Source organism: Chachezhania antarctica, assembly GCF_003646465.1.
Lineage (GTDB): Bacteria > Pseudomonadota > Alphaproteobacteria > Rhodobacterales > Rhodobacteraceae > Chachezhania > Chachezhania antarctica.
Window position 1 is genome coordinate 330,568 of sequence record NZ_QZEX01000005.1, and the last position, 22,314, is coordinate 352,881.

The window sequence follows — 22,314 nt, forward strand, 5'->3', positions numbered from 1 at the left end:
GAACGGGCAGCGGGGGCAGAGCCCCCTGCCCAGCCCATCAGCGCCGCGCCATCGCCACGCTGCGCACGATATCGGCAATCCCGCCCAGCTGATCCGACAGCGGGTTCGTCCGGCGCCAGACCATGCCTATGGTCCGCTTGGGCGGCTCGGGTCCCAGATGCGCGATCGACACCGATGCAGAGCGTGTTTCGACCGCCACCGCCATCTCCGGAATCAGCGTCACCCCGATGCCTGCGCCCACCATCTGGACCAGCGTCGCCAGAGAGCTGCCCTCCATCAGCTCCCCCTGCAGCGACGGCGCCATGTTGCAGAAGGAAAGCGCCTGATCGCGGAAGCAGTGGCCCTCTTCCAAAAGCAGCAGCCGCATGGTGCGCAGCATGTCGGCGCTCGGGACCGGCTTCGCCGCATCCTCCTTCGGGCGGACGAGCACGAATTCCTCGTCGAAGAGCGCAACCTCGTGCAGGAATGGCTCCGATATCGGCAGCGCCACGATGGCCACATCCAGCCGGGCCTCGGAAAGATCTTCGATCAGCCGCTGGGTCACCGTCTCGCGCGGGCGCAGGTCCAGTTCCGGATGCGCCTGCGCCAGCGCCTTGATCAGGTCGGGCAGCAGGTAGGGTGCGACGGTAGGGATCACACCGATCCGCAAACGCCCGGCCAGCGGCCCGCTCCCGGCGCGGCCCAGCTCCTCCAGCTCGTCGACCGAGCGCAGGATTTCGCCCGCGCGTTCGGCGAAGACCTCTCCCAGCCCGGTCAGATGCACCCGCCGCGCGCTGCGTTCGACCAGGGGCGCGCCGATCAGCGCCTCAAGCTCCTTGATCTGCACCGACAGCGCGGGCTGCGAGATCGCGCAGTCCTCCGCCGCGCGTCCGAAATGGCGCCGCTGCGCCAGCGCCTCGAAATACCGCAAGTGTTTCATCGACAGCCTGTTCATAACCCTGCCCTATCACAGAAGTTAGGAAATGCAATTTTGCATTATCGTCCGACTCATGTACTCCATGGCCCATGGGAGGAGACACAGGCGGTGCCGGCGCATCGCGACGGGGTAACCCGACGCGCGCCGAGCTGCCTTTTCCCAAGCTACGCAATACGCAGCTTTTCGGAGGACACTATGGACGGAAACGATATCGCGGCCGGCAAATGCCCGGTCATGCATGGCAGCATCACCAACACCGGCTACACGGTGATGGACTGGTGGCCAACCGCGCTGAACCTGGACATCCTGCATCAGCACGACACGAAAACCGATCCGATGGGCGCGGAGTTCGACTATGCGGACGAAGTGAAGACACTGGATTTCGACGGCCTGAAGGCCGACATGCGCAAGCTGATGACCGACAGCCAGGAATGGTGGCCGGCAGACTGGGGCCATTACGGCGGCCTGATGATCCGGCTGGCCTGGCACTCGGCCGGGTCCTACCGGCTGGCCGATGGTCGCGGCGGCGGCGGCGCGGGCAACATCCGCTTCGCACCCCTGAATTCCTGGCCCGACAACGCCAGCCTCGACAAGGCGCGGCGGCTGCTGTGGCCCTTGAAGAAGAAGTACGGCAACAAGGTCAGCTGGGCCGACCTGATCATCCTGTCGGGCACGATTGCCTATGAAACCATGGGGCTGAAGACCTTCGGCTTCGGCTTCGGCCGGGCCGACATCTGGCACCCCGAGAAGGACACGTACTGGGGCGCGGAACGCGAATGGCTCGCGCCGTCGGACAAACGGTACGACGATGTGTCGAAGCCCGACACGATGGAAAACCCGCTGGCCGCCGTGCAGATGGGTTTGATCTACGTGAACCCCGAAGGCGTGAACGGCGTCCCCAACCCGCAGGAGACAGCCAAGCAGGTGCGCGAGACATTCGCCCGAATGGCCATGGACGACGAGGAAACCGTCGCTTTGACCGCCGGTGGTCACACCGTCGGCAAGACCCACGGCAACGGCGACGGTGCGCTTGTCGGAGCCGAACCGGAAGCGGGCGGCATTGAAGACCAGGGCTTCGGCTGGTTCAACCCGAACATGAATGGCAAGGCGGGCAACGCGGTCACCAGCGGGCTGGAAGGCGCCTGGACGACCGAGCCTCTGAAGTTCGACATGGGCTATTTCGACATGCTCTTCGGCCATGAATGGGAGCTGACCAAATCCCCGGGCGGGGGCAACCAGTGGAAGCCCGTAGAGATCAAGGAAGAGGACATGCCGGTCGACGTCGACGACCCGTCGATCCGCCGGATGCCGATGATGACCGACGCCGACATGGCGATGAAGGTGGATCCGGCCTACAACGCAATCTGCCAGAAGTTCATGGCCGATCCGGATGCGTTCAAGGATGCCTTCGCACGCGCATGGTTCAAGCTGACCCACCGCGACATGGGCCCCAAGGTCCGCTATGTCGGGCCCGACGTGCCGGCCGAAGACCTGATCTGGCAGGATCCGGTCCCGGAAGGCAACACCGGCTACGACGTGGCCGCGGTGAAGGCGAAGATCGCGGACAGCGGCCTCAGCCAGACCGACATGATCGCCACCGCCTGGGACAGCGCCCGGACCTATCGCGGATCGGACATGCGGGGCGGTGCCAATGGCGCGCGCATCCGCCTGGCCCCGCAGAAGGACTGGGCGGGCAACGAGCCCGAGCGTCTGGCACGCGTCCTGTCGGTGCTTGAACCTATCGCGGCCGAAACCGGCGCCAGCATCGCCGACGTGATCGTTCTGGCCGGCAATGTCGGTGTCGAACAGGCCCTGAAGGCGGGCGGTTTCGACATCGAGGTTCCGTTCTCCCCCGGCCGCGGCGACGCGACCGACGAATTGACGGATGCCGACAGCTTCGACGTGCTCGAACCGCTGGCCGACGGCTTCCGCAACTGGCTGAAGCAGGACTATGTCGTGACGCCGGAAGAGATGCTTCTGGACCGGGCGCAGCTCATGGGCCTGACCGCGGCCGAGATGACCTGCCTGATCGGCGGCATGCGGGCGATGGGGGCCAACTATGGTGGCTCCAAGCACGGCGTCTTCACTGACCGGATCGGCGCGCTGACCACGGATTTCTTCGTGAACCTCACCGACATGGCCTACAAGTGGGTCCCGGTCGATGGCGGTACCTACGAGATCCGCGACCGCAAGACCGACGCGGTGAAGTGGACCGCGACGCGGGTCGATCTTGTCTTCGGCTCGAACTCGGTCCTGCGCGCCTATGCCGAGGTCTACGCCCAGGACGACAACGCCGGCAAGTTCGCGCGTGATTTCGTGGCGGCCTGGACCAAGGTCATGAACGCGGACCGCTTCGACCTGGCCTGATCCGCGGCCAGACGATCAAGGAAATGCCCGGCCAAAGCGCCGGGCATTTTGCGTTGAAGACAATGTTTCCAACCGCCTCGCGCGGCCCCGCCGGGCGCTTTGCCGTTGCACCTGAGGCCAGCGCCGCCTCACCGATCGCAAGCCCGCGCCCAAGGGCACAACGCCACCAAGGCGGACGCAGCCCGGCTGCCGGCGTTCCAGGTATCCCCGTAGCGGGACAAATCTCATTGGGGGAAGTGGTACCGCCTCCCTGGCTTGAACAGGGGACCTCTGGATCCACAATCCAGCGCTCTAACCAACTGAGCTAAGGCGGCGTAGTGGGCGATTTAGCCAAGCAGGCGCGGGGATGCAAGGGGGAAGACCGGGGAATTACAGTCGGGTCCGCCAGCTTTGTTCGACAAGATCCACACCGAAGGACCGCACGGGCCTGCTCTCCAGCAATTCCCACCCGGTGGACGCATAAAGCGCGCAGGCCGCGCGGTGGCTTTCATGGGTCGAAAGGACCATCTCGCCGTAGCCCGCCTCGCGTGCAAACCCCATGCAGGTCAGCAGCATATGCCTGCCCAGCCCCTTCCCCCGCGCGCCCGGATCGAGCTGGAACAGCCGCAGCTTGGCCGCCTGTGGCCTGTCCGGGCCGGCCGCCACGCAGAAGATCGAGCCCAGCCGCCGCTCGCCCTCCACCGCGACCCAGCCCCGCTCCCGCACGGGATCATGACGGGCCACGAACTCCGCAAGGATCTCGTCCACCAGCGCCCCGAACGTGTCGTCGAATCCCTCGGCCTCGCCATAGAGCGTCTGGTGCCGGTCCACGAGCCAGTCCTTGTCGCGGGCCTCAAAGGGGCGAAGCGTGATCATGCGGTCACCTTTCCGCCCTCCGGCTTGCTTTTCAAGCCCGGCCGGGCTAGCGGAGAGCTTTGACGCGCCGAAGGACCTGTAAGGGCAGTCTCATGAGCATCAACACCGAACGCGATATCGAAGCGAACCTGCAGATCGGCCCCACGGAACTGGGCATGGTGCGGCTGTTCATCGAAGCCCCCGGCATCGAGATCCCGATGGATTTCGAACCCGAAGAGGCCGAGGAGATCGCCGAAGAAATCCTCGCCGCCGTCAGGGCCGCCCGATCGGTCAAGCGCTGACCCCGGACGCGCCCCGGCGTGCGCCGCCCGATCAACGCCCTCGCCCGGCCTTTTTGTCGGATGCCTCCGGCGGGAGTATTTTCAGAAAGAAGAATACTGGAGGCGTTGCTCATTCTTCTTTCTGGAAATACTCCGGGGGAGTCCGAGCCGCAGGCTCGGGCGGGGGCAGAGCCCCCATGTGCCGCTGATCCGAAAGACCGCTTGGGAAGCGCGGCACCCTACCCCATCAGGAACCCGGGATCGCGCAGGGCATGCAGCCGTCGTGCAGCGTGGGTGGCGAACTTGCGGGTCAGGACCGTGCGCCTTGGTCCGGCCAGCTTGCTTTCGGGCGCCATGCGGATGATCTCGGCATCGTAGGCATCGCCGATCATGAGGCCCGTCCCTTCGGGCAGCAGGTCGGTGGGAAAGTCGATCTCCACTGCCCAGAAATACCTGTCGCACCAGTCGAGATAGCCCTGCCACTTGCTGTCGGTGACGAAATCGACGCGGCTCGACTTGCATTCCACCACCCAGAGCTCGCCCTTGGGGCCCAGCCCCATCACGTCGACGCGCAGGCCGCGAGCGGGCACGAATTCCTCGACCGTGGCGAAGCCCAGGGCCGCAAGATGGCGCGCCACGCCACGCGCGAGTTTCTGTCCGGGTTGAAGATCCAGCATCACGGGGACAAGCGTGAACAATAGGTGAACAAAAATCAAGACAGATTTCGGGGCATGCGCCGGAAACTCTTTTGAGCCCTGCTGCGCGCCACGTCTTGAAGGTGCCCTGTGCGAGGGCTATCTCTGCCTTGTGGCGGGTTCTGCCCTTCTTGTTAAAGGTTGCATTCCGGTGGCCTTAAGCAAATCCGAGGGAGCTGGCTCTGTTCAGGCCCTGGTCTGATTACCTGGCGCCCACCTGTATATACAGGTCCTCGGGAATCATAACCAAACGGTTGCGGTGGTCCCGTCACGCAAAACGCCGACCCGATGGGCCGGCGTTTTCAACTTACCGATCAGGATGGTCTCAGAAACGGCGCGGTGCAGGCTCGCGCTTTTTCGCGACGGCCTTGATACGTACCGGCTTGGTCAGATCCATCACCGGCGTGCCGCGGCGCGGGCCCTCGGGGCGTTCGGCCATCGACATGATCTTGTAAGCGAACTGGACGCCGGCAAAGACGATGCCGTTCATGAACCACAGCATGAAAAGCGCAAGGGCCCCGCCGGACGAGCCCAGCACAAGCTCCTGCAGACCCATGGTGTTGGTCCACAGCAGAAGGGCTACGAAGCCCGCGGCAATGCCAAACCCGATGGCCACGCTGCGAATGTAAAGCTTGATGAGTTCCGGCATGAAAGTACCCTCCGTTCCCATAGAAGATGGGGTGCCTCTCGCTCGAATTCCAGCATTCTTTTGCCAGCCATCACAAATCGGCGGCAGGATGCCGCAACGTACGGCCCGAAATGCCTAGAAATCGTCGGGCCGGGCCTCGCGCGCCATGTGGTCCAACACCGCGTTCACGAATTGCGGCTCGCGGCCTTCGGGGAAGAAGGCGCCGGCAACATCGACAAATTCGGTGATGACGACCCGGGGCGGCGCCTCGCCTTCCACCAGCTCGGCGCCCGCCGCGCGGAAGAGGCCGCGGAGCGTGGGATCGATCCGGGCGATAGGCCATTTGGCGACCAGCGCGCGGTCGGTCATCTGATCGATCTTCGCCTGGTTGTTGACGGCATCCTGCACGATCTTGCGGAAGAGCTCGGCATCGCCGTCCTGGAACTCGCCCTCGTCATAGGTCGCGCCGAAGCGGTGTTCGAGGAATTCCACGATCACGCTGTCCGACGTCTGCCCGATCGCTTCCATCTGGAACAGTGCCTGCACGGCATAAAGACGCGCGGCCGAGCGCATCTTGCGTCGCTGGTTGCCCGAAATGCTCTTGGGGCCTGCGTCGGTCATGCGATCTGCACCGGTTCGCCGGCGGGGCGGAAGCCCATGCCGGAGGCGGGCTTGCCCCATTTGCGGGTCAGCGCGACAAGGTGGAGCGCCGCGGCCGCGGCCCCTCCGCCCTTGTTCTGCTGGCCCGGATCGGCCCGTACGACGGCCTGTTCGCGGTTTTCGACCGTCAGGATGCCGTTGCCGATGCACAGGCCCTGCAGCCCCAGCAGCGTCAGGCCGCGGCTGGAATCGTTGCAGACGGTCTCGTAATGCGTCGTCTCGCCCCGGATCACGCAGCCAAGCGCCACGTAGCCGTCGAAGTTCGACGTGCGCTCTGCGATGCCGATGGCGGTGGGCACTTCCAGTGCGCCGGGCACTTCGACCAGATCGCAGGTCGCGCCGCAGGCCTCGATCTCCGCTTTCGCGCCGGCGATCATGTCATCGGCTATGTCACGGTAATAGGGGGCCACGACGATCAAGAGCTTCACCGGCGCGTCGAAGTCCGGGCGCGGCATGGTGTAATGGGTTTCCTGTCCGGCCATGGCTCAGTCGCTTTCCTTCAGTTCCGAGATGCGGCGGGTGCCGGTGATTTCCAGCCCGTAGGCTTCCAGCCCCACCACGTTGGGCACGGGCGAGTTCGTCAGCAGCGTCAGTTCCGACAGCCCGAGAGAGGTCAGGATCTGCGCGCCCAGGCCATACTGGCGAAGCGTCTGGGGAGACACCTCCCCGCCCGCGACAAGCTTCATGTGCAGGTCGCGGAGCAGGACGACGACGCCGCGACCCTCTGCGGCGATCACGTCCATCGCGTCCTGGAATTCGTGGGCGCGCGCCGCGCCGCCCAGGCCTGCCATGTCCTGCAGCACGTTCAGCGCGTGCATCCGCACCAGCACCGGTTCCGGGGTCGAGATATCGCCCTTGATCAACGCGATGTGTTCGGACCCCTGAGTTTCATCCGTGAAGATCCGCATTTCCCAATCGCCGCCGAAGGCCGACACGACCTTGCGCTGTTCGTCCATCTTCACGAGGTTGTCGTGCCGGCGCCGGTACGAGATCAGGTCGGAGATCGTGCCGATCTTCAGGCCGTGCCGCTGGGCGAAGGCCACGAGATCCGGCAGGCGGGCCATGGTTCCGTCTTCGTTCATGATCTCGCAGATCACGCCCGATGGGTTCAGCCCGGCCAGCCGCGCGATATCCACAGCGGCCTCGGTATGGCCGGCGCGGACCAGCACGCCGCCTTCGCGGGCGCGCAGCGGGAAGACATGGCCCGGGGTGGCGATGTCGGCGGCGCCTTTCGACGCGTCGATGGCGACCGAAACCGTCAGCGCGCGGTCATGGGCGGAAATACCGGTGGTCACGCCTTCGCGTGCCTCGATCGACGTCGTGAACGCGGTTTCATGGCGCGACGAATTCTGCGTCGACATCAGGTTCAGACCCAGCGCATCGATCCGCGCGCTTTCCAACGCGAGGCAGATCAGGCCGCGGCCATGGGTGGCCATGAAGTTGATCGCGTCGGGCGTAGCCATCTGGGCCGGGATCACAAGGTCGCCTTCGTTCTCGCGGTCCTCGTGATCGACAAGGATGAACATGCGTCCGTTGCGCGCGTCTTCGATGATCTCGTCCACCGACGAGATCGCGTCGTGCCAATCGCTTTCGACCGGTCCTGGCTTTTCATAAATCATGGCTCATCCTCGGGCAGCGTTGCGCGCGGCATAGCCGAGCCGCGGCGCGAAGGCCAGCGGGACATGGCGGAATTGCCCCTGCCCGCGCCGCAGCGTCAGATCGCCGACGTCCCCGCGCGGTGCGGGAAATAGCGGTCCGCCGGCAGGTATCCGGCAGCCCGCAACGCGGCTGTCCAGTCCTGTTCCAGCGGCGCGTCGCCCACGATCACCAGCCGGTTGCCCGACACGTGATGTGCGCGGGCGAAATTTTCAAGCCGCACCCGGGTGTCGGACCAGCTTTCGCGCAAGGTGGGCGCGGTACCGGCCGCGTCGATCACCGGATTTGCCTCGGCCACCACGCCCGGCGTCAGCGGCGCATGGACCAGCACGAGCTTCGCCGCGTTCTCGATCCGCTCCAGCGCCTCGCGTTCCTTCGTGGGCATCGCGGGACCGCGGCGCAGGGGATCGAGTATACCCAGCGCGTTCGAGGAGAACAGCAGGCCAAGGATGTCCTGCCCGGAATACTGCCGGAAGCTGGCATATGTCTTGTAGTCCATCCCCAGCTCGGCCGCGCGCTTCACGCGCATGCGAACCACCATCAGCGGCACGGCATTGGGCAGAAGCTGCTTCTGGGCCTGCCGCCACATGAAGGTGCGGTAGCTGTGCCCCTTTTCAAGCGTCGGGCCGCCGTTATGGCCCATCACGGCGCGGGGAGATATTCGGGGCGATTTTTCGTCGGTCATCACCCGGCCTCGTTCAGGCGGGCGACGTAACGGGCCAGCGTGTCGACTTCCAGGTTGATCCTGTCGCCCACGGCTACCCCGCCCCAGGTGGTAACCTCTTTCGTGTGCGGGATCAGGTTCACGCCGAAGCGCGCGCCGTCGACCTCGTTCACCGTCAGCGAGGTCCCGTTCAGCGCAATGGAGCCCTTGGGCGCGATGAACCTGGCCAGAGCCTCGGGCGCTTCGAACAGGATCCGGGTGCTGTCGCCTTCGTCGATGATCGACACGACCTGGGCCTCGCCATCGACATGGCCCGAAACGATATGGCCGCCCAGTTCGTCGCCCACGCGCAGCGCCCGTTCAAGGTTCACCCGGCTGCCTTCGGCCCAGCCCGCATTGCCGCCGATATTGGTTTTCGAAAGAGTTTCGGCGCTGATGTCGACCTCGAACCAGTCAGGACCAAGGGCCACGACCGTCAGGCACACGCCGCTGCACGCGATCGAGGCGCCGATGTCGATCCTGTCGGTATCGTAAACGGTGGTAATCCGCGCCCGCAGATCGCCGGCCTGCTGCACGGACGTGACGGTCCCCACATCGGTGATTATCCCAGTAAACATCGCGCTGCTTTCGAAAGAGGTCGGGTCACGTCCGACATAACCAGCCGCGGCCGGGCGGACAAGGCCATCCGCCGCGCCGGACGCGCGCACCCGGACGCTAAAATTCGGGCGATGTTTCCAAGCTCGTTAATAAATTTGAGCAAATCGGTTGGACAATGTCCGGATATCTGTAAAAACTGACCTGTCTCCGTGTCGTGGCGCGGTCCCCAAGGCCATAGTTAGAATACATCTTTTATAAAGTTCTCAGTGCGAGTGATGTAGTCGAAGAATGACAGCGACAATACCCGGTACACCCGTCTTCCTGTTTTTGCAGGGACCGCACGGCCCGTTCTTCGCGGGCCTGGCCAAGATGCTGCGTGTCGCAGGGGCGCAGGTCTGGCGCGTGGGCTTCAATGCCGGCGACAGAGCATTCTGGAACGATTCCGCGCACTACATCCCGTTTGCCGGTTCGGTCGCCGACTGGCCCGAAACGCTGGCCGGCATTCTCGACACGCACGGGATCACCGATATCGCGCTCTATGGCGATGTCCGTCCCATTCATGCCGAAGCCATCACCCTGGCAAAGGCGCGGGGGCTGACGATCCATGTGTTCGAGGAAGGTTACCTGCGGCCCTACTGGGTGACCTATGAACGCAACGGTTCGAACGGGCATTCCCGCCTGATGCACATGCCCGTGGACGAGATGCAAGCCGTGCTCGCCGGGTCGGATCTTGAAGCGCCGATGCCGCCGGCCCACTGGGGCGACATGCGCAGCCATATCCTGTACGGCGCGCTGTACCACTGGTTCGTGCTGTTCTTCAATCGCAGCTACCGGAACTTCCAGCCGCACCGGCACTTGTCCGTCGCGCGGGAATTGCGGCTGTACCTGCGACGGCTCATCCTGCTGCCGTTCCACGTGATAGGATGGCGGGTCGGCGTCCGCCGGATCCGCCGGGGCCGGTTCCCCTACCACCTTGCGCTTCTGCAACTGGAACACGATTCAAGCCTGCAGGCGCATTCGGACTTCAACTCGATGAACGCGTTTCTGACCGAGGTCCTGACCGCCTTCGCCGACGGCGCCCCCCGGCACCATCACCTGGTGGTCAAGGCCCACCCGCTTGAAACCGGCCGCGTTCCTTTGAAGCGCGAGGTGAAACGCCTGGCGCGCGCGCTTGGCATTGCCGACCGCGTCCATTACCTGCATGGCGGCAAGCTGGCCCGGCTTCTCGACGACGCGCGTTCGGCCGTGACGATAAATTCCACGGCCGGCCAGCAGGTGCTGTGGCGCGGCATCCCGCTCAAGGCCTTTGGGCGCGCGGTCTATTCCAAGCCGGAATTCGTGTCGAACCAGCCGTTGCAGGAATTCTTCGCCGGCGCCACCCGGCCCGATGCGCGCGCCTACAAGGATTACCGCCGCTACTTGCTGGAAACCAGCCAGGTGCCCGGCGGCTTCTATTCCCGCTCCGGCCGCCGGCAGCTTCTGCGCCATGTCGTCGACATGATGCTGGCCGCGGAAGATCCCTACGATGCCCTGAAATCGGGCACGGCGGCGCCGCGGCAACACCTGCGTCTTGTCAAGTAGTCGCAAACGGTGCTTGCGCTGGAATTTTTTCCCGCGATACGTTAATCTTAAAAAAAAGAATACCCACCGAGGCAAATAAACAGGTCGAGGAGACCGCGCAGTGATTTCCTTTTCCTCCCGACAGGCGCGATGTGTCCTGCGGCAGGGCGCTGTCGCCCTTGTCGTAAGCGCGCTTGCATCCTGCGGGCTGCCCTCGGCCGGCCCGACCAAGGGCCAGATCTTCGCCGGTTCGGTCCAGCGCGAAGGCGACGCCTTCGTCGTGTCGGTCAACGATCGGGTCAGCCGCGCGACGGCGGTCACACCCGTTCTGGGCTTTTCGCAGGCTTTCAAGGGCGCCTCGGCCCTGACGTCCGACATCATCCGCCCCGGCGACTCGCTCGGGTTCTCGATCTGGGAAAACGTCGACAACCCGCTTCTGGGGGAAACCAACCCCACCCTTCTCAACGACGTCCAGGTCGACAGCGCGGGCTACGTCTTCGTGCCCTATGCCGGCCGTGTCCGGGCCGCGGGCAATACGCCCGAAGCGCTGCGCCTGCTGATCACGCAACAACTGGAAGACCAGACCCCGGACCCGCAGGTCGAAGTCCGGCGGATGGCGGGCGACGGTTCGACCGTGAGCGTCGTCGGCGCGATCAACGCGCAGGGCGTCTACCCCATCGAACGGTCCACCGGCACGCTTGCCTCGATGCTCGCATCGGCGGGCGGCGTGTCGATCGAACCCGAAACGGCCGAAATCACGGTCTTCCGCGGATCGCAAAGCGGCACCGTCTGGTTGCAGGATCTGTTCGACAACCCGTCGCTCGACATCGCGCTGCGCCCGGGCGACCGGATCCTGGTCGAGGAAGACACAAGAACCTTCACGGCCATGGGTGCCACCTCGTCCCAGTCGCGCGTGCCCTTCGGCACGCCCACGCTTTCGGCGCTGGAAGCGCTGGCGCGTGTCGGCGGCCTTGTGCCCAGCGCGTCCGATCCCACCGGCGTCTTCGTCTTCCGCAACGAACCTGCGGAAGTCGCGGGGTCCGTACTGGGCCGCAACGATCTGGTCGGCGCGCAGCGCATGGTCTACGTGCTGAACCTGAAGGAACCGAACGGCGTGTTTCACGCGCGCGATTTCGCGATCCGCGACGGGGACACCATCTACGTGACCGAAGCGCCCTTCGCCCAGTGGTCGAAGTCGATCTCGCTGGTCACCGGGTCGCTGACGCCCATCGCCAATGTCGAAACACTCGCGGGCGGCTAGGCCCATGCCGGCCCTCTCCGGGCATCCCGCGGGCCGGTTTCTTGTCTACAACGGTGGTTTCCTGACCCAGCCCCGGGTGCGTCGCATCCTGGCTCTGGCGGGCCTGCCCCCGCAAATCGGCCTGCCCCGCCCTGGCGACAGCATCGGCCTGTGGGGCGCCAGCCCCACCGCGTGGCGGGGAGAGGCCATGGCCCGCCGGTACGACGCGCCCCTGATCCGGGTGGAAGACGCGTTCCTCCGCTCGCTTCACCCCGGTCGCGCGCGGAGCGGCCCGCCCCTGGGGCTCGTGGTGGACCGGACCGGCCTGCATTTCGATACCGCGCGGCCCTCCGATCTTGAAACCCTGCTGGCCACCCGTCCGCTGGACGACCCGGCCCTGATGGACCGCGCCCGCGACGGCATCCGCCGGATGCGCGAAGGCCACCTGTCCAAGTACACCGCCTTCGATCCCGCCCTGCCCGCGCCCGATCCCGGCTATATCCTTGTCATCGACCAGACCCACGGCGACGCCTCCGTCCGGCTCAGCGGCGCAGGCCCCGACCGGTTTCGCGAAATGCTGGCAGCAGCGCGCCGGGCCCATCCCGAAGCGCCGATCGTGATCCGCACCCATCCCGAAACCCGCACCGGTCACCGTTCCGGCCATTTCGATCCCGCGGCACTGCCGGAAAATGTCACCCTGCACGGCGCCCCGGTCAGCCCTTGGCGGCTGCTGGACGGTGCGGCGGCCGTCTACACCGTGTCGTCTCAGCTGGGGTTCGAGGCGATCCTGTCCGGCCATCGCCCCCATGTCTTCGGCCAGCCCTTCTATGCCGGTTGGGGCCTGACGGAAGACGCGTTCCCGATGCCCCGCCGCACGCGCCGGCTCACGGCGGAACAGCTCTTTGCGGCGGCGATGATCCTCTACCCGCTCTGGTACGATCCGTTCCATGACAGGCTCTGCGATCTCGACACCGCGCTCGACGCCTTCGAGGCCGAGACCCGCGCCTGGCGGGACGATCACAGGGGCTGGATCGCCAGCGGCATGCGGCTGTGGAAGCGACGGCCCCTGAACGCGATGTTCGGGGGGCAGAAGAAGGTGATCTTCACCGACGATCCGGCCCGCGCCGAACGGCTTGCCACCAGCACCGGCCGCCGCCGCATGATCTGGGCGGGCAAGGCCGATGCTGATGATCGGTCGGTCCGCGTCGAAGACGGCTTCCTGCGTTCCCGCGGGCTTGGCGCCGAACTCGTCCCGCCGCTGTCCCTGGTTCTTGACGAAGACGGCATCTACTACGACCCGACCCGCCCCAGCGCACTGGAGACATGGATTGCCCGCCGCGCCGATCTGACGCCCCCCCAGCGCCAGCGCGCGGAACGGCTGATCGCACGGCTCACCGATCTGGGCCTCAGCAAGTACAACATCGGCGCCCCACCGCCCGATCTGCCCGAAGGCCACCGCATCCTCGTGCCGGGCCAGGTCGAGGACGACGCCTCCATCCGGCTGGGCACCGACGCGATCCGCACCAACCGGGCACTGCTGGAGGCCGCTCGCAAGGCCAACCCCGCCGCGGTCCTGATCTACAAACCCCATCCGGATGTCGAAGCAGGCCTGCGCCCCGGCGCGCTGGATGCCGCGGCGCTCGCCGATATCGTGCTGGCCGGCATCGACCCGGCCCGGCTATTGCCACATGTGAACGAGGTCTGGACCATGACCTCGGCGCTCGGGTTCGAAGCCCTGCTCCGCGGTCTTCCCGTCACGACGCTGGGCGCACCGTTCTATGCCGGCTGGGGCCTGACGACCGACCTGGGAGACGTCCCTGCGCGCCGCAAGGCCGCCTTCGGGTCCCGCCGGATCGACATCGCAACCCTCGCCCACGCCGCGCTGATCGACTACCCACGTTACCGCGATCCGGTCACCGGCCGCCCCTGCCCGGCCGAGATCATCGTGGACCGGCTGGCCGACGGGCAGATCCCGCGGCCCGGCGCCCTGAACCGGAGCCTCGCCAAGGTGCAGGGCGCCCTTTCCAGCCACGCGTGGATCTGGCGCTAAGATCGCCCCCGCGCGCACTGCCGAGGCAGGGACCGCAGGTCTCTGCCGTTTGGGTGGGTGGGCGGGGCAGTGCGCGCGGGGGCGGACGCGTTCGACCGGCCTAGCCGGCACGTCCCCATCGGTGCATCACGTCGGGTCCGACGGCGCGTGTCTCGCGCAGCCGGTAGCGCGGGGCCGCGTCCAGCGAACCAAGGCCCAGGGCCCCGATTGCCGGCAGGCCCTCGGCCCCGATGGCCAGCCCGGCGGTAAACACGATCAGTTCGTCCACGAGATCCGCATCCAGCAGCGATGCCGCCAGCGCGCCCCCGCCTTCGCAGAAGACACGCGTGATGCCCCGCCGGCCGATCTGCGTGAGAACGGCGCGCGGCTCCAGTTGGCCGCCCTGCACATTGCAGGGCAGAAGCTCCGCCCCCACGCCGGTCCACGCCGCCATCCGTTCCGACGCGGCACCGGGGCCGTGGCACAGCCACACCGGCACCTGAAGCGCCGTGCGGGCAAGCTTGCTCATCAACGGCAGATCCAGGTGGCGCGAGACCACGACGCGCACCGGCTGCCGGTCGACGCCCATGTCCCTCACCGTAAGCGACGGGTCATCCGCCCGCGCGGTGCCGGCGCCCACCATCACCGCGTCATGGCGGGCACGCATGCCATGCACCATCCGCCGTGCCTCGGGCCCGGTGATCCACCGGCTTTGCCCCGTCGCCGTGGCAATCCGCCCGTCGAGCGATCCGGCAAGTTTCAGCGTCACCCAGGGCCGCCCCTGTTCGGCCCGCAGGAAGAACCCGCGATGATCGCGCGCGGCCACGTCGCCCAGCACGCCCTGCTCCACCGCGATGCCCGCGGCCTCGAGCAAGGCAAAGCCTTTGCCCGACACACGCGGATCGTTGTCGGGCAAGGGCGCCACCACGCGCGCCACGCCGGCCGCGATCAGCGCGTCGGTGCAGGGCGGGGTCTGTCCATGATGGGCGCAGGGTTCCAGCGTGACATAAGCCGTTGCACCGCGCGCCGCGTCACCGGCCTGCGCCAATGCGACGACTTCCGCATGGGGCCGGCCGCCATCGGCCGTCACGCCGCGGCCCACGATCCGGCCGTCCTTCACGATCACGCAGCCCACGGCCGGGTTGGGCCATGTCCGCCCCATGCCGCGACGGCCCAGCGACAGGGCCAGGGCCATGAAGCGCCGGTCTGCCTCCGGCGAAGCCGTGCCTGCCGTCATGTCTCGGGCGGCGTTTCGCCGGGCCGCAGTTCGGCCATGAAGTCCTCGAAATCCTCGACCGCCTGGAAATTCTTGTAGACGCTCGCGAAGCGCACATAGGCCACCGTGTCGATGCGCGACAGCGCCTCCATCACGATCTCGCCGATCTTCTTCGACGGGATGTCCGTATCGCCCATGCTTTCCAACCGCCGCACGATGCCCGAGATCATCTGGTCGATCCGTTCGGGTTCTATCGGTCGCTTCTGCATGGAGATCCGGATCGAGCGTTCCAGCTTGTCCCGGTCGAATTCCTCGCGCTTGCCGGAGCTCTTGATCACCACCAGGTCGCGCAGTTGCACGCGCTCATAGGTCGTGAACCTGCCCCCGCAGGCCGGACAGAACCGTCGGCGCCGGATCGCGACGTGATCTTCAGCGGGCCGCGAATCCTTAACCTGAGTGTCCACATTGCCGCAAAATGGACAGCGCATCCCGAGCCCCCTATTGTCCTGATCTTACCGTCACTTGAGGCCCTGCCCCGTATCCCTGTCAACCACTATAGGGCAACCGCGACAGTTTGGGTAGAGTGCGTTGTGCACAACTAGATGCAGCATGGGATCGGGCGTGCAAGCCCGCTCAGGCGAGGTGCAGCGCCACCTTGCGCCGGTGCGGGCGGTCGCGATGCTCGAAAAGGTAGATGCCCTGCCACGTGCCAAGGACCGCCGCGCCATCGGCCACCGGGATCGACAGGCTCACGGGCAGGATGGCGGCCTTGATATGGGCCGGCATGTCGTCGGGCCCTTCCAGAACGTGGGTCAGGTAGCGCATCGACGGGTCGTTGCCCGGCGGGACCAGACGGCGGAAATAGGCCAGAAGATCGCTCTGCACGTCCGGATCGGCGTTTTCCTGGATCAGCAGCGAACAGGATGTGTGCCGGACGAACAGCGTGAGAAGCCCCGTCCGGCTGCCTCTCCCGGCGATCCAGTCCTGCACGTCGCGCGTAAACTCGTACAGGCCCTGACCGCCGGTCGGGATTTCGATCTCCGTCTGCAAGGCGGTGCGTCAGTCGAACCAGAAGGGTTGCTGATCGGCGTCGCAATAGAACCGTGCCGAGGCAACGGTCATGTTGTCGCCGACGGCGCTCATGTTGAGCGAGATGCCCGGTGCGATGGCGCCGCTGGGCGGCGGGTTGACCGAGAACTGGACCGTGTTCGACCGGCGCTCGGTCTCGCCCATGCCGCGGCCGCGGTAGATGTAGAACCGTTGCGATGTCGGCATGCTCAGCACGCGAAGCATGTAATCGCCAGCCGCGCACCACAGCTGCTGTCCGCTCGATCCGGCCCGGCCGACGACCTCGACCACGCCTTGCTTGACTGGGTTCACGTCAAGGCCGTTGATGGCGCGCCAGGCCAGGGCGCTGCTGGGCACGCCCAGAGAAAGCGCGAGCGTCGCCACGGCGGCGGCGCGTTTCGCGAACGAAAGGGACCGTTGGGTCATTGGAAGGTCTCCGAACTTTGTACCACACCTCAACCCGCCGCCCCGCGCTGGGGTTCCGGAAAACCGTTCCGGCGCGGATCAGGGTCGAGTGCGGTGTGTTCTATCACACGCCATTTGGGTTTTGAAAACAATAGCGTGACGCGATGCCGGCAGTCATGTTTCCGCCGATAGGCAATCACCTCAGAAGCCCGAGATGCTGCGCACGGTGCATTCGTAGTTCGCGGACTGGACGGACATGCTTTCCCCCACGCGGAAGGTATTGATGCTCGTCACACCGGATGTCGGTGTGATGCCCGCGGCCTGCGGATTCAGCGTGAACTTCACGGCCCCCTTGCGCCCGGTGAACTGGCTGTTGCCCATCGGAGAGGCGACGTAGATATCGGTCTGCCACGAGGCTTTCAGCGTCCGCCGTGCGAAATTCGCCGCCTCGCACCAGATGCCGCTGCCATCGCCGCTGTTGCGGCCCGTGACTTCGAACAGGTTGATATCGATGGCGCGGGCCGTGCGGCCACTGGCATGGGCTGCCGGCGCGGAAACCGCGACCGCCAGAACGGCGGCCAGGCCCAGATGGAGTGCGTTTTGTTTCATGATACCAACCTGCTGTCGATGGATTAACCATCATCATGGCAGCACGAGACCCCGGACACACCCCATATCGCGCCGTTGTCACGCGCAATTGAGAAGGCGGAAGGCGGGCCAGCCCCGTGTCGGGCCGGCCGGGACCCTTGTTACTGGTCCAGGAAGCTGCGCAGCTTGCGCGAGCGGCTGGGATGCTTCAGCTTCCGCAGCGCCTTGGCTTCGATCTGGCGGATCCGTTCGCGGGTCACGCTGAACTGCTGGCCGACTTCTTCCAGCGTGTGGTCGGTGTTCATGCCGATGCCGAAGCGCATCCGCAGCACACGTTCTTCCCGCGGCGTCAGCGAGGACAGCACCCGGGTCGTGGTTTCCTTCAGGTTCTCCTGAATGGCCGAATCCAGCGGCAGGACGGCGTTCTTGTCCTCGATGAAATCGCCCAGCTGGCTGTCTTCCTCGTCCCCGATGGGGGTTTCGAGGCTGATCGGTTCCTTGGCGATCTTCATCACCTTGCGGACCTTCTCCAGCGGCATCTGCAGCTTTTCGGCCAGCTCTTCCGGGGTCGGTTCGCGGCCGATCTCGTGCAGCATCTGGCGGCCGGTGCGGACCAGCTTGTTGATCGTCTCGATCATATGGACCGGGATCCGGATCGTGCGGGCCTGGTCCGCGATGGACCGGGTGATCGCCTGCCGGATCCACCACGTCGCGTAGGTCGAGAACTTGTAGCCACGGCGGTATTCGAACTTGTCGACCGCCTTCATCAGGCCGATGTTGCCTTCCTGGATCAGGTCGAGGAACTGCAGCCCGCGGTTGGTGTACTTCTTGGCGATCGAGATCACGAGCCGAAGGTTGGCTTCCACCATTTCCTTCTTGGCCTGGCGCGCTTCCTTTTCGCCCTTCTGGACCTGCTGGACGATGCGGCGGAATTCGCTGATATCGAGGCCCACGTACTGACCCACCTGCGCCATGTCGGCGCGAAGCTCTTCCGCCTGGGGCGCCGAGCGTTCGATGAAGGTCTGCCAGCCACGGCCCGGCTTTTCGGCCATCTCGTTCAGCCAGTTCGGGTCAAGCTCGCGGCCGCGATAGGCATCGATGAATTCGCGCCGGTTGATACGGGCCTGGTCGGCCAGCTTCACCATCGAGCTGTCGAGCGCCATCATCCGGCGGTTGATGCCGTACAGCTGGTCGATCAACGCCTCGATCCGATTGTTGTGCAGGTGCAGGCCGTTCACCAGTTCGACGATTTCCGACCGCAGCTTCTGGTAGGTTTCCTCGTCCCCGGCCGAGAACGATCCGTCCTCGTTCAGCGTCGCCGAAATCCGGCTGTCCTGCATGGCCGACAGCATCTCATAGTCGCCGGCGATCTGTTCGAGCGTGGCCAGAACCTGGTCCTTCAGGGCCGCTTCCATCGCGGCCAGCGACATGTTGGCCTGGTCTTCTTCCTCGTCGTCGTCTTCCTTGATGATCGGATTGCCGTCGGCATCCAGCTCCGGCCCGTTGTCATTGGCCGGCTTCTTCGCCTCGACGGTGGAACTGTCGACGATCGGGGCGGTCGCGGCCCCTTCTTCGTCCATCTGGTCGCCAAAGGTGGTTTCCAGATCGATCACGTCGCGCAGGAGAATGTCTTCGCTCAGAAGTTCGTCGCGCCAGATGGTGATGGCCTGGAAGGTCAGTGGGCTTTCGCACAGGCCCGCGATCATCGTGTTGCGGCCGGCCTCGATCCGCTTGGCGATGGCGATCTCGCCCTCGCGGCTCAGCAGTTCGACCGATCCCATCTCGCGCAGGTACATGCGCACCGGGTCGTCGGTGCGGTCGAGCTTTTCCGATTGCGAGGCGGCCAGCGTGACTTCGCGGTTCGAATCCGTGGTCACCACTTCGGTCGAGGTCTTGTTTTCCTCTTCCTCGGCTTCCTCGTCCTCGATGATGTTGATGCCCATTTCGGACAGCATCGACATCACGTCCTCGATCTGTTCCGAGCTGACCTGATCCGGCGGCAGAACCTGATTGAGCTGATCGTAGGTGATGTACCCTTTCTCGCGCGCCTCGCCGATCATCTTCTTGACGGCGGCCTGGCTCATGTCGAGCGAGATTTCGGGTTCCTGCTCGTCGGTTTTGCGTTCGTCGGTATCTTTAGGGGCCATTCGGGTCTCCTGGATGCGGGACGGGCGTTGGGCAGAATTCTTGGGCGGCGCGGTCACGCGCTCGGCCCGGGGCGGAGGCGCCGCCGGTCCGCCGGGGCGGTACGGGGCAGCGAGGGAATGAAACACATATGGGCGGTCATTCAATGTCTCTTGCGGCGCTGTCTCTTGCGGCGGTCTTCGTTTCGTTTCGCTTGCGCGGTCGTCCGGGGCGCCGGCCCGCGCATCCCAGCGCAGGTGCCGTTGCCCCAATTCACACCGTTTACCACGGTCTTCTCACGAAACGATAAACCCGCCCGACATGCGGCACGGACCATTTCGGGAAGCAGCCGGTACCGAAAGTCCCCGACTGCGAATCACCTTCGCCTGTCCGAATCATTTAGGACGGAGAAGTGATTCGAGAACCCTTTACAGGGGTTTTTATCCGGTTTCCTTACCGAATTTCCTCATTTGCGGCCCTTTTGCCGGTTCAACTGAGACAGGAGAGCATCGAATCGCTCTTTCTCGGAGCGGTCGATGAGCATCCCGTTCGGCGCGCGGTCGAAGTCGACGGACCCGGCATCGCGCGGCGTGACCACCTTGTAACGTGCCTGGTTGGCATCATCCAGACGTCGGGTCAGCACTTCGTTGTCCGCAGCGCCGATATCGTGGGTCGCCTCTTCCAATTCAAGACGGTGGCCGCGATCGGCTTCCAATGTGGCCAGAAGTTCGGCCACGGTCATCTTGGCCACCTCGATATCCTGCCCCGGGCGCAGCGCCGGCAGGATCTTGACGGTCGGGTCGGCGAAGATGCGGTCGACGGCATCGCCCTGCCCCGCACGGCCCAGTTCGGCGATCAGTTGCTCGACCTCCTCCATCCCGCCGCGCGCCGCCAGCGTCAGCGCCAGCGACTGGTGGCCGGGTTCGATGAAGTCGAAGCTTTCGATCCCGTCGGCAAAGACGGACACCAGATCGGGCCGGCGGATCAGGATGGCCAGCGCCACCCGTTCCTTCAGCGCCTCGATCTCGCGCCTGGTCACGTCGCGGGCCAGAAGGCTGGCGCGGGCCTGCATGCTGGCCGCGGCGGGCGGGGGCTTGCGGCCCTTCTGCCACGTGTCCCGGCGCTTGGGCGCGCGGAAGGTCTGGAACATCAGGTCCTTCAGCGCCTGCTGGTAATGGTACCGCACCTCGCCCGACCGGATCTTCGATACCGCCTCGCGCAAACGCCGATCCAGATCGGCGCGCTGTTCGGGGGTTTCCAGCTTGGAGGCGGCCAGTTCCCGGTCCCACAACATGCGGACAAGCGGCACGGCCTTTTCCAGAACCGCCTCGACCCCCTTGGCGCCCTTGGCGCGGATCAGGTCGTCGGGGTCCTGCCCTTCGGGCATCATGGCAAAGCGCAGGCTCTGGCCCGGTTCCGCCAGCGGAAGCGCCAGATCCACCAGCCGCCGTGCGGCGCGCAGGCCCGCGGTGTCGCCATCCAGCGCGATCACGGGTTCGGGCGCCAGACGCCACAGCATCGCCATCTGGGTTTCGGTGACGGCCGTGCCCAGCGGCGCCACGACCGCTTCGAACCCGGCTTCCGACAGCGCGATCACGTCCATGTAGCCTTCGGCCACGATCAGCGGCTGGCCCTTGCCCGCCGCCGTCCGCGCCCGCGCGATGTTGTAAAGCGTGCGCCCCTTGTCGAAGAGCGCGGTTTCGGGAGAGTTCAGGTATTTCGCATTGTCGTTCGGATCCATCGCCCGGCCGCCGAACGCGATGGCGCGGCCGCGGTGATCGCGGATCGGGAAGATGATGCGGTTGCGGAACGTGTCATAGGGCTTGCCGCCCTTCGACGACGGCTTGGCAAGCCCGGCGTCGAAGATCATGTCCTCGGCCACGCCCTTGCCGCGCAGGTGATCCCACAGCCCCTGCCACGCGTCGGGGGCAAAGCCTATCTCCCAGCGCTCCAGCACCTCGGGCCCAAGCCCGCGCTTTTCCGTCAGGTACTGCCGGGCGTCGGTGGCGACGCCGCGCTGAAGCTGCATGCGGAAGAACTGGACCGCCTGCTCCATCACGTCGGCCAGCTGGGAGTTCCGGTCGGCCTTGGCCTGCGCCTGCGGGTCGGGCGCGGGCATCTGCATGCCGACCTCGCCCGCGAGGATCTCGACCGCCTCGATGAAGCTGACGTTCTCGGTGTCCTTCACGAACCCGATCGCGTCTCCTTTCGCGTGGCAGCCGAAGCAGTAGTAGAAGCCCTTCCGGTCGTCGACGTGGAAGCTGGCGGTCTTTTCCTGGTGGAACGGGCACGGCGCCCACAGGTCCCCCTTGGCCGCGTTCGACTTGCGGCTGTCCCACATGACCTTGCGGCCGACCACCTGGGCAAGGCTGGTACGGGTGCGCAACTCGTCAAGGAATCCGGGGGGCAGGGCCATGGCTCAGGATGCGCTCAAAGCAGGCTCAAGTCCAGATGCTCACTGCTGCAGGCAAAGCTCCAGCCACGCCGACGAAAGCTCCTGATTGCGGATGACGCGGCGCTTCTGTTCGTAGACCCACGGCGTGATCAGCGGGATCGCGTTGGAGTATTCGGCGGGCCATGTGGGGTTGGTCGCGGCGATGTGCGCGGGCACGTCGCGTTCGCTGACGCGGTCAAGCCGGGCCTGCTGGATGGCGGCCACGACCTGGGCCTGGTAGGTGCAGCTTTCGGTCTTGGCCGCGTCCTGTGCGAACGCGGGCGTGGCAAGCGCGGCTGCAAGGGCCAGCGCGGTAGCGGTGCGGATCATGTGGTGGTCTCCGGGGCAGTCA

At 65.7% G+C, this 22,314-nt stretch carries 22 protein-coding genes and 1 tRNA gene; 5 read left to right on the plus strand and 18 right to left on the minus strand.

Going from position 1 to position 22,314, the window contains the following annotated elements:
• Positions 1-37: 37 nt before the first annotated feature.
• Positions 38-934: a hydrogen peroxide-inducible genes activator gene (locus tag D4754_RS12490; protein WP_121063990.1), complete on the minus strand. Its 897-nt coding sequence runs from the start codon at positions 932-934 to the stop codon at positions 38-40.
• Between the two features lie 177 nt (positions 935-1,111).
• On the opposite strand from D4754_RS12490, the gene katG reads away from it, so the two are divergent.
• Positions 1,112-3,283 (plus strand): catalase/peroxidase HPI, encoded by a 2,172-nt coding sequence (katG, locus tag D4754_RS12495; RefSeq protein ID WP_121063992.1) that lies wholly within the window; start codon positions 1,112-1,114, stop codon positions 3,281-3,283.
• Positions 3,284-3,520: 237 nt separating this feature from the next.
• Here katG and D4754_RS12500 read toward each other — a convergent pair.
• Positions 3,521-3,597 (minus strand) — tRNA-His (locus D4754_RS12500).
• 55 nt (positions 3,598-3,652) lie between these two features.
• Complete coding sequence (locus D4754_RS12505) at positions 3,653-4,138, minus strand: GNAT family N-acetyltransferase (protein WP_121063994.1); 486 nt, start codon at positions 4,136-4,138, stop codon at positions 3,653-3,655.
• Between the two features lie 92 nt (positions 4,139-4,230).
• On the opposite strand from D4754_RS12505, the gene D4754_RS12510 reads away from it, so the two are divergent.
• A complete protein-coding gene (locus D4754_RS12510; RefSeq protein ID WP_121063996.1) occupies positions 4,231-4,419 on the plus strand; it encodes a DUF6324 family protein in 189 nt (62 codons plus the stop codon).
• A 218-nt stretch (positions 4,420-4,637) separates the two neighbouring features.
• Here D4754_RS12510 and D4754_RS12515 read toward each other — a convergent pair whose 3' ends face one another.
• The 7 genes from D4754_RS12515 to D4754_RS12545 all read right to left on the minus strand — a co-directional run bounded on the left by D4754_RS12515 (position 4,638) and on the right by D4754_RS12545 (position 9,318).
• Entirely contained in the window at positions 4,638-5,075 is a 438-nt protein-coding gene (locus tag D4754_RS12515; RefSeq protein ID WP_121064120.1) for an MmcB family DNA repair protein, read from the minus strand.
• 343 nt (positions 5,076-5,418) lie between these two features.
• On the minus strand, positions 5,419-5,742 hold the full coding sequence (locus D4754_RS12520; RefSeq protein ID WP_121063998.1) for a hypothetical protein: 324 nt from the start codon (positions 5,740-5,742) through the stop codon (positions 5,419-5,421).
• 114 nt (positions 5,743-5,856) lie between these two features.
• A complete protein-coding gene (gene nusB, locus D4754_RS12525; RefSeq protein WP_121063999.1) occupies positions 5,857-6,342 on the minus strand; it encodes a transcription antitermination factor NusB in 486 nt (161 codons plus the stop codon).
• Positions 6,339-6,863: a 6,7-dimethyl-8-ribityllumazine synthase gene (locus tag D4754_RS12530; RefSeq protein ID WP_121064001.1), complete on the minus strand. Its 525-nt coding sequence runs from the start codon at positions 6,861-6,863 to the stop codon at positions 6,339-6,341. Before D4754_RS12530 ends, nusB begins: the two co-directional genes overlap by 4 nt.
• A gap of 3 nt (positions 6,864-6,866) precedes the next feature.
• Positions 6,867-8,000, minus strand: a complete 1,134-nt coding sequence (gene ribB / locus D4754_RS12535) for a 3,4-dihydroxy-2-butanone-4-phosphate synthase (protein WP_121064003.1) — start codon at positions 7,998-8,000, stop codon at positions 6,867-6,869.
• A 95-nt stretch (positions 8,001-8,095) separates the two neighbouring features.
• Positions 8,096-8,722: a hypothetical protein gene (locus D4754_RS12540; protein WP_121064005.1), complete on the minus strand. Its 627-nt coding sequence runs from the start codon at positions 8,720-8,722 to the stop codon at positions 8,096-8,098.
• Positions 8,722-9,318 carry a riboflavin synthase gene (locus D4754_RS12545; protein WP_121064122.1) on the minus strand — a complete coding sequence of 199 codons (597 nt, stop codon included), beginning with the start codon at positions 9,316-9,318 and terminating at the stop codon, positions 8,722-8,724. The genes D4754_RS12540 and D4754_RS12545 overlap by 1 nt, the downstream gene beginning before the upstream one ends.
• Positions 9,319-9,586: 268 nt before the next feature.
• On the opposite strand from D4754_RS12545, the gene D4754_RS12550 reads away from it, so the two are divergent.
• The 3 genes from D4754_RS12550 to D4754_RS12560 all read left to right on the plus strand — a co-directional run bounded on the left by D4754_RS12550 (position 9,587) and on the right by D4754_RS12560 (position 14,148).
• Positions 9,587-10,879 (plus strand): capsule biosynthesis protein, encoded by a 1,293-nt coding sequence (locus tag D4754_RS12550; RefSeq protein WP_121064007.1) that lies wholly within the window; start codon positions 9,587-9,589, stop codon positions 10,877-10,879.
• A 136-nt stretch (positions 10,880-11,015) separates the two neighbouring features.
• A complete protein-coding gene (locus D4754_RS12555; protein WP_121064124.1) occupies positions 11,016-12,119 on the plus strand; it encodes a polysaccharide biosynthesis/export family protein in 1,104 nt (367 codons plus the stop codon).
• Positions 12,120-12,123: 4 nt separating this feature from the next.
• Complete coding sequence (locus D4754_RS12560; protein ID WP_121064009.1) at positions 12,124-14,148, plus strand: capsular polysaccharide biosynthesis protein; 2,025 nt, start codon at positions 12,124-12,126, stop codon at positions 14,146-14,148.
• 100 nt (positions 14,149-14,248) lie between these two features.
• Here D4754_RS12560 and ribD read toward each other — a convergent pair whose 3' ends face one another.
• From ribD to D4754_RS12600, 8 genes are all read right to left on the minus strand, one after another.
• A complete protein-coding gene (ribD, locus tag D4754_RS12565) occupies positions 14,249-15,364 on the minus strand; it encodes a bifunctional diaminohydroxyphosphoribosylaminopyrimidine deaminase/5-amino-6-(5-phosphoribosylamino)uracil reductase RibD (RefSeq protein ID WP_121064011.1) in 1,116 nt (371 codons plus the stop codon).
• Positions 15,361-15,831, minus strand: coding sequence for a transcriptional regulator NrdR (nrdR, locus tag D4754_RS12570; protein WP_121064013.1), 471 nt, complete (start codon positions 15,829-15,831; stop codon positions 15,361-15,363). The genes ribD and nrdR overlap by 4 nt, the downstream gene beginning before the upstream one ends.
• Before the next feature lie 145 nt (positions 15,832-15,976).
• A complete protein-coding gene (locus tag D4754_RS12575; protein ID WP_121064015.1) occupies positions 15,977-16,393 on the minus strand; it encodes a secondary thiamine-phosphate synthase enzyme YjbQ in 417 nt (138 codons plus the stop codon).
• Between the two features lie 9 nt (positions 16,394-16,402).
• A complete protein-coding gene (locus tag D4754_RS12580) occupies positions 16,403-16,837 on the minus strand; it encodes a hypothetical protein (protein WP_121064017.1) in 435 nt (144 codons plus the stop codon).
• A gap of 180 nt (positions 16,838-17,017) precedes the next feature.
• Positions 17,018-17,425 carry a hypothetical protein gene (locus D4754_RS12585; RefSeq protein WP_121064019.1) on the minus strand — a complete coding sequence of 136 codons (408 nt, stop codon included), beginning with the start codon at positions 17,423-17,425 and terminating at the stop codon, positions 17,018-17,020.
• 140 nt (positions 17,426-17,565) lie between these two features.
• A complete protein-coding gene (gene rpoD / locus D4754_RS12590; RefSeq protein ID WP_121064021.1) occupies positions 17,566-19,551 on the minus strand; it encodes an RNA polymerase sigma factor RpoD in 1,986 nt (661 codons plus the stop codon).
• A gap of 443 nt (positions 19,552-19,994) precedes the next feature.
• Positions 19,995-21,944, minus strand: coding sequence for a DNA primase (dnaG, locus tag D4754_RS12595; RefSeq protein WP_121064023.1), 1,950 nt, complete (start codon positions 21,942-21,944; stop codon positions 19,995-19,997).
• A 39-nt stretch (positions 21,945-21,983) separates the two neighbouring features.
• The gene (locus D4754_RS12600; protein WP_121064025.1) at positions 21,984-22,292 is read right to left on the minus strand and encodes a hypothetical protein; all 309 of its coding nucleotides are present in this window, start codon (positions 22,290-22,292) and stop codon (positions 21,984-21,986) included.
• Between the last annotated feature and the right edge of the window lie 22 nt (positions 22,293-22,314).

What these genes read in the sequence shown, in the direction of transcription:
- ribB (WP_121064003.1), bottom strand. Translation starts at nt 8,000, where the DNA reads ATGATTTATGAAAAGCCAGGACCGGTCGAAAGCGATTGGCACGACGCG.
- nrdR (WP_121064013.1), bottom strand. Translation starts at nt 15,831, where the DNA reads ATGCGCTGTCCATTTTGCGGCAATGTGGACACTCAGGTTAAGGATTCG.
- dnaG (WP_121064023.1), bottom strand. Translation starts at nt 21,944, where the DNA reads ATGGCCCTGCCCCCCGGATTCCTTGACGAGTTGCGCACCCGTACCAGC.
- D4754_RS12560 (WP_121064009.1), top strand. Translation starts at nt 12,124, where the DNA reads ATGCCGGCCCTCTCCGGGCATCCCGCGGGCCGGTTTCTTGTCTACAAC.
- katG (WP_121063992.1), top strand. Translation starts at nt 1,112, where the DNA reads ATGGACGGAAACGATATCGCGGCCGGCAAATGCCCGGTCATGCATGGC.
- D4754_RS12510 (WP_121063996.1), top strand. Translation starts at nt 4,231, where the DNA reads ATGAGCATCAACACCGAACGCGATATCGAAGCGAACCTGCAGATCGGC.
- D4754_RS12600 (WP_121064025.1), bottom strand. Translation starts at nt 22,292, where the DNA reads ATGATCCGCACCGCTACCGCGCTGGCCCTTGCAGCCGCGCTTGCCACG.
- D4754_RS12540 (WP_121064005.1), bottom strand. Translation starts at nt 8,722, where the DNA reads ATGACCGACGAAAAATCGCCCCGAATATCTCCCCGCGCCGTGATGGGC.
- nusB (WP_121063999.1), bottom strand. Translation starts at nt 6,342, where the DNA reads ATGACCGACGCAGGCCCCAAGAGCATTTCGGGCAACCAGCGACGCAAG.
- D4754_RS12505 (WP_121063994.1), bottom strand. Translation starts at nt 4,138, where the DNA reads ATGATCACGCTTCGCCCCTTTGAGGCCCGCGACAAGGACTGGCTCGTG.
- D4754_RS12515 (WP_121064120.1), bottom strand. Translation starts at nt 5,075, where the DNA reads ATGCTGGATCTTCAACCCGGACAGAAACTCGCGCGTGGCGTGGCGCGC.
- D4754_RS12520 (WP_121063998.1), bottom strand. Translation starts at nt 5,742, where the DNA reads ATGCCGGAACTCATCAAGCTTTACATTCGCAGCGTGGCCATCGGGTTT.
- D4754_RS12550 (WP_121064007.1), top strand. Translation starts at nt 9,587, where the DNA reads ATGACAGCGACAATACCCGGTACACCCGTCTTCCTGTTTTTGCAGGGA.
- D4754_RS12530 (WP_121064001.1), bottom strand. Translation starts at nt 6,863, where the DNA reads ATGGCCGGACAGGAAACCCATTACACCATGCCGCGCCCGGACTTCGAC.
- ribD (WP_121064011.1), bottom strand. Translation starts at nt 15,364, where the DNA reads ATGACGGCAGGCACGGCTTCGCCGGAGGCAGACCGGCGCTTCATGGCC.
- D4754_RS12490 (WP_121063990.1), bottom strand. Translation starts at nt 934, where the DNA reads ATGAACAGGCTGTCGATGAAACACTTGCGGTATTTCGAGGCGCTGGCG.
- D4754_RS12585 (WP_121064019.1), bottom strand. Translation starts at nt 17,425, where the DNA reads ATGAAACAAAACGCACTCCATCTGGGCCTGGCCGCCGTTCTGGCGGTC.
- rpoD (WP_121064021.1), bottom strand. Translation starts at nt 19,551, where the DNA reads ATGGCCCCTAAAGATACCGACGAACGCAAAACCGACGAGCAGGAACCC.
- D4754_RS12580 (WP_121064017.1), bottom strand. Translation starts at nt 16,837, where the DNA reads ATGACCCAACGGTCCCTTTCGTTCGCGAAACGCGCCGCCGCCGTGGCG.
- D4754_RS12545 (WP_121064122.1), bottom strand. Translation starts at nt 9,318, where the DNA reads ATGTTTACTGGGATAATCACCGATGTGGGGACCGTCACGTCCGTGCAG.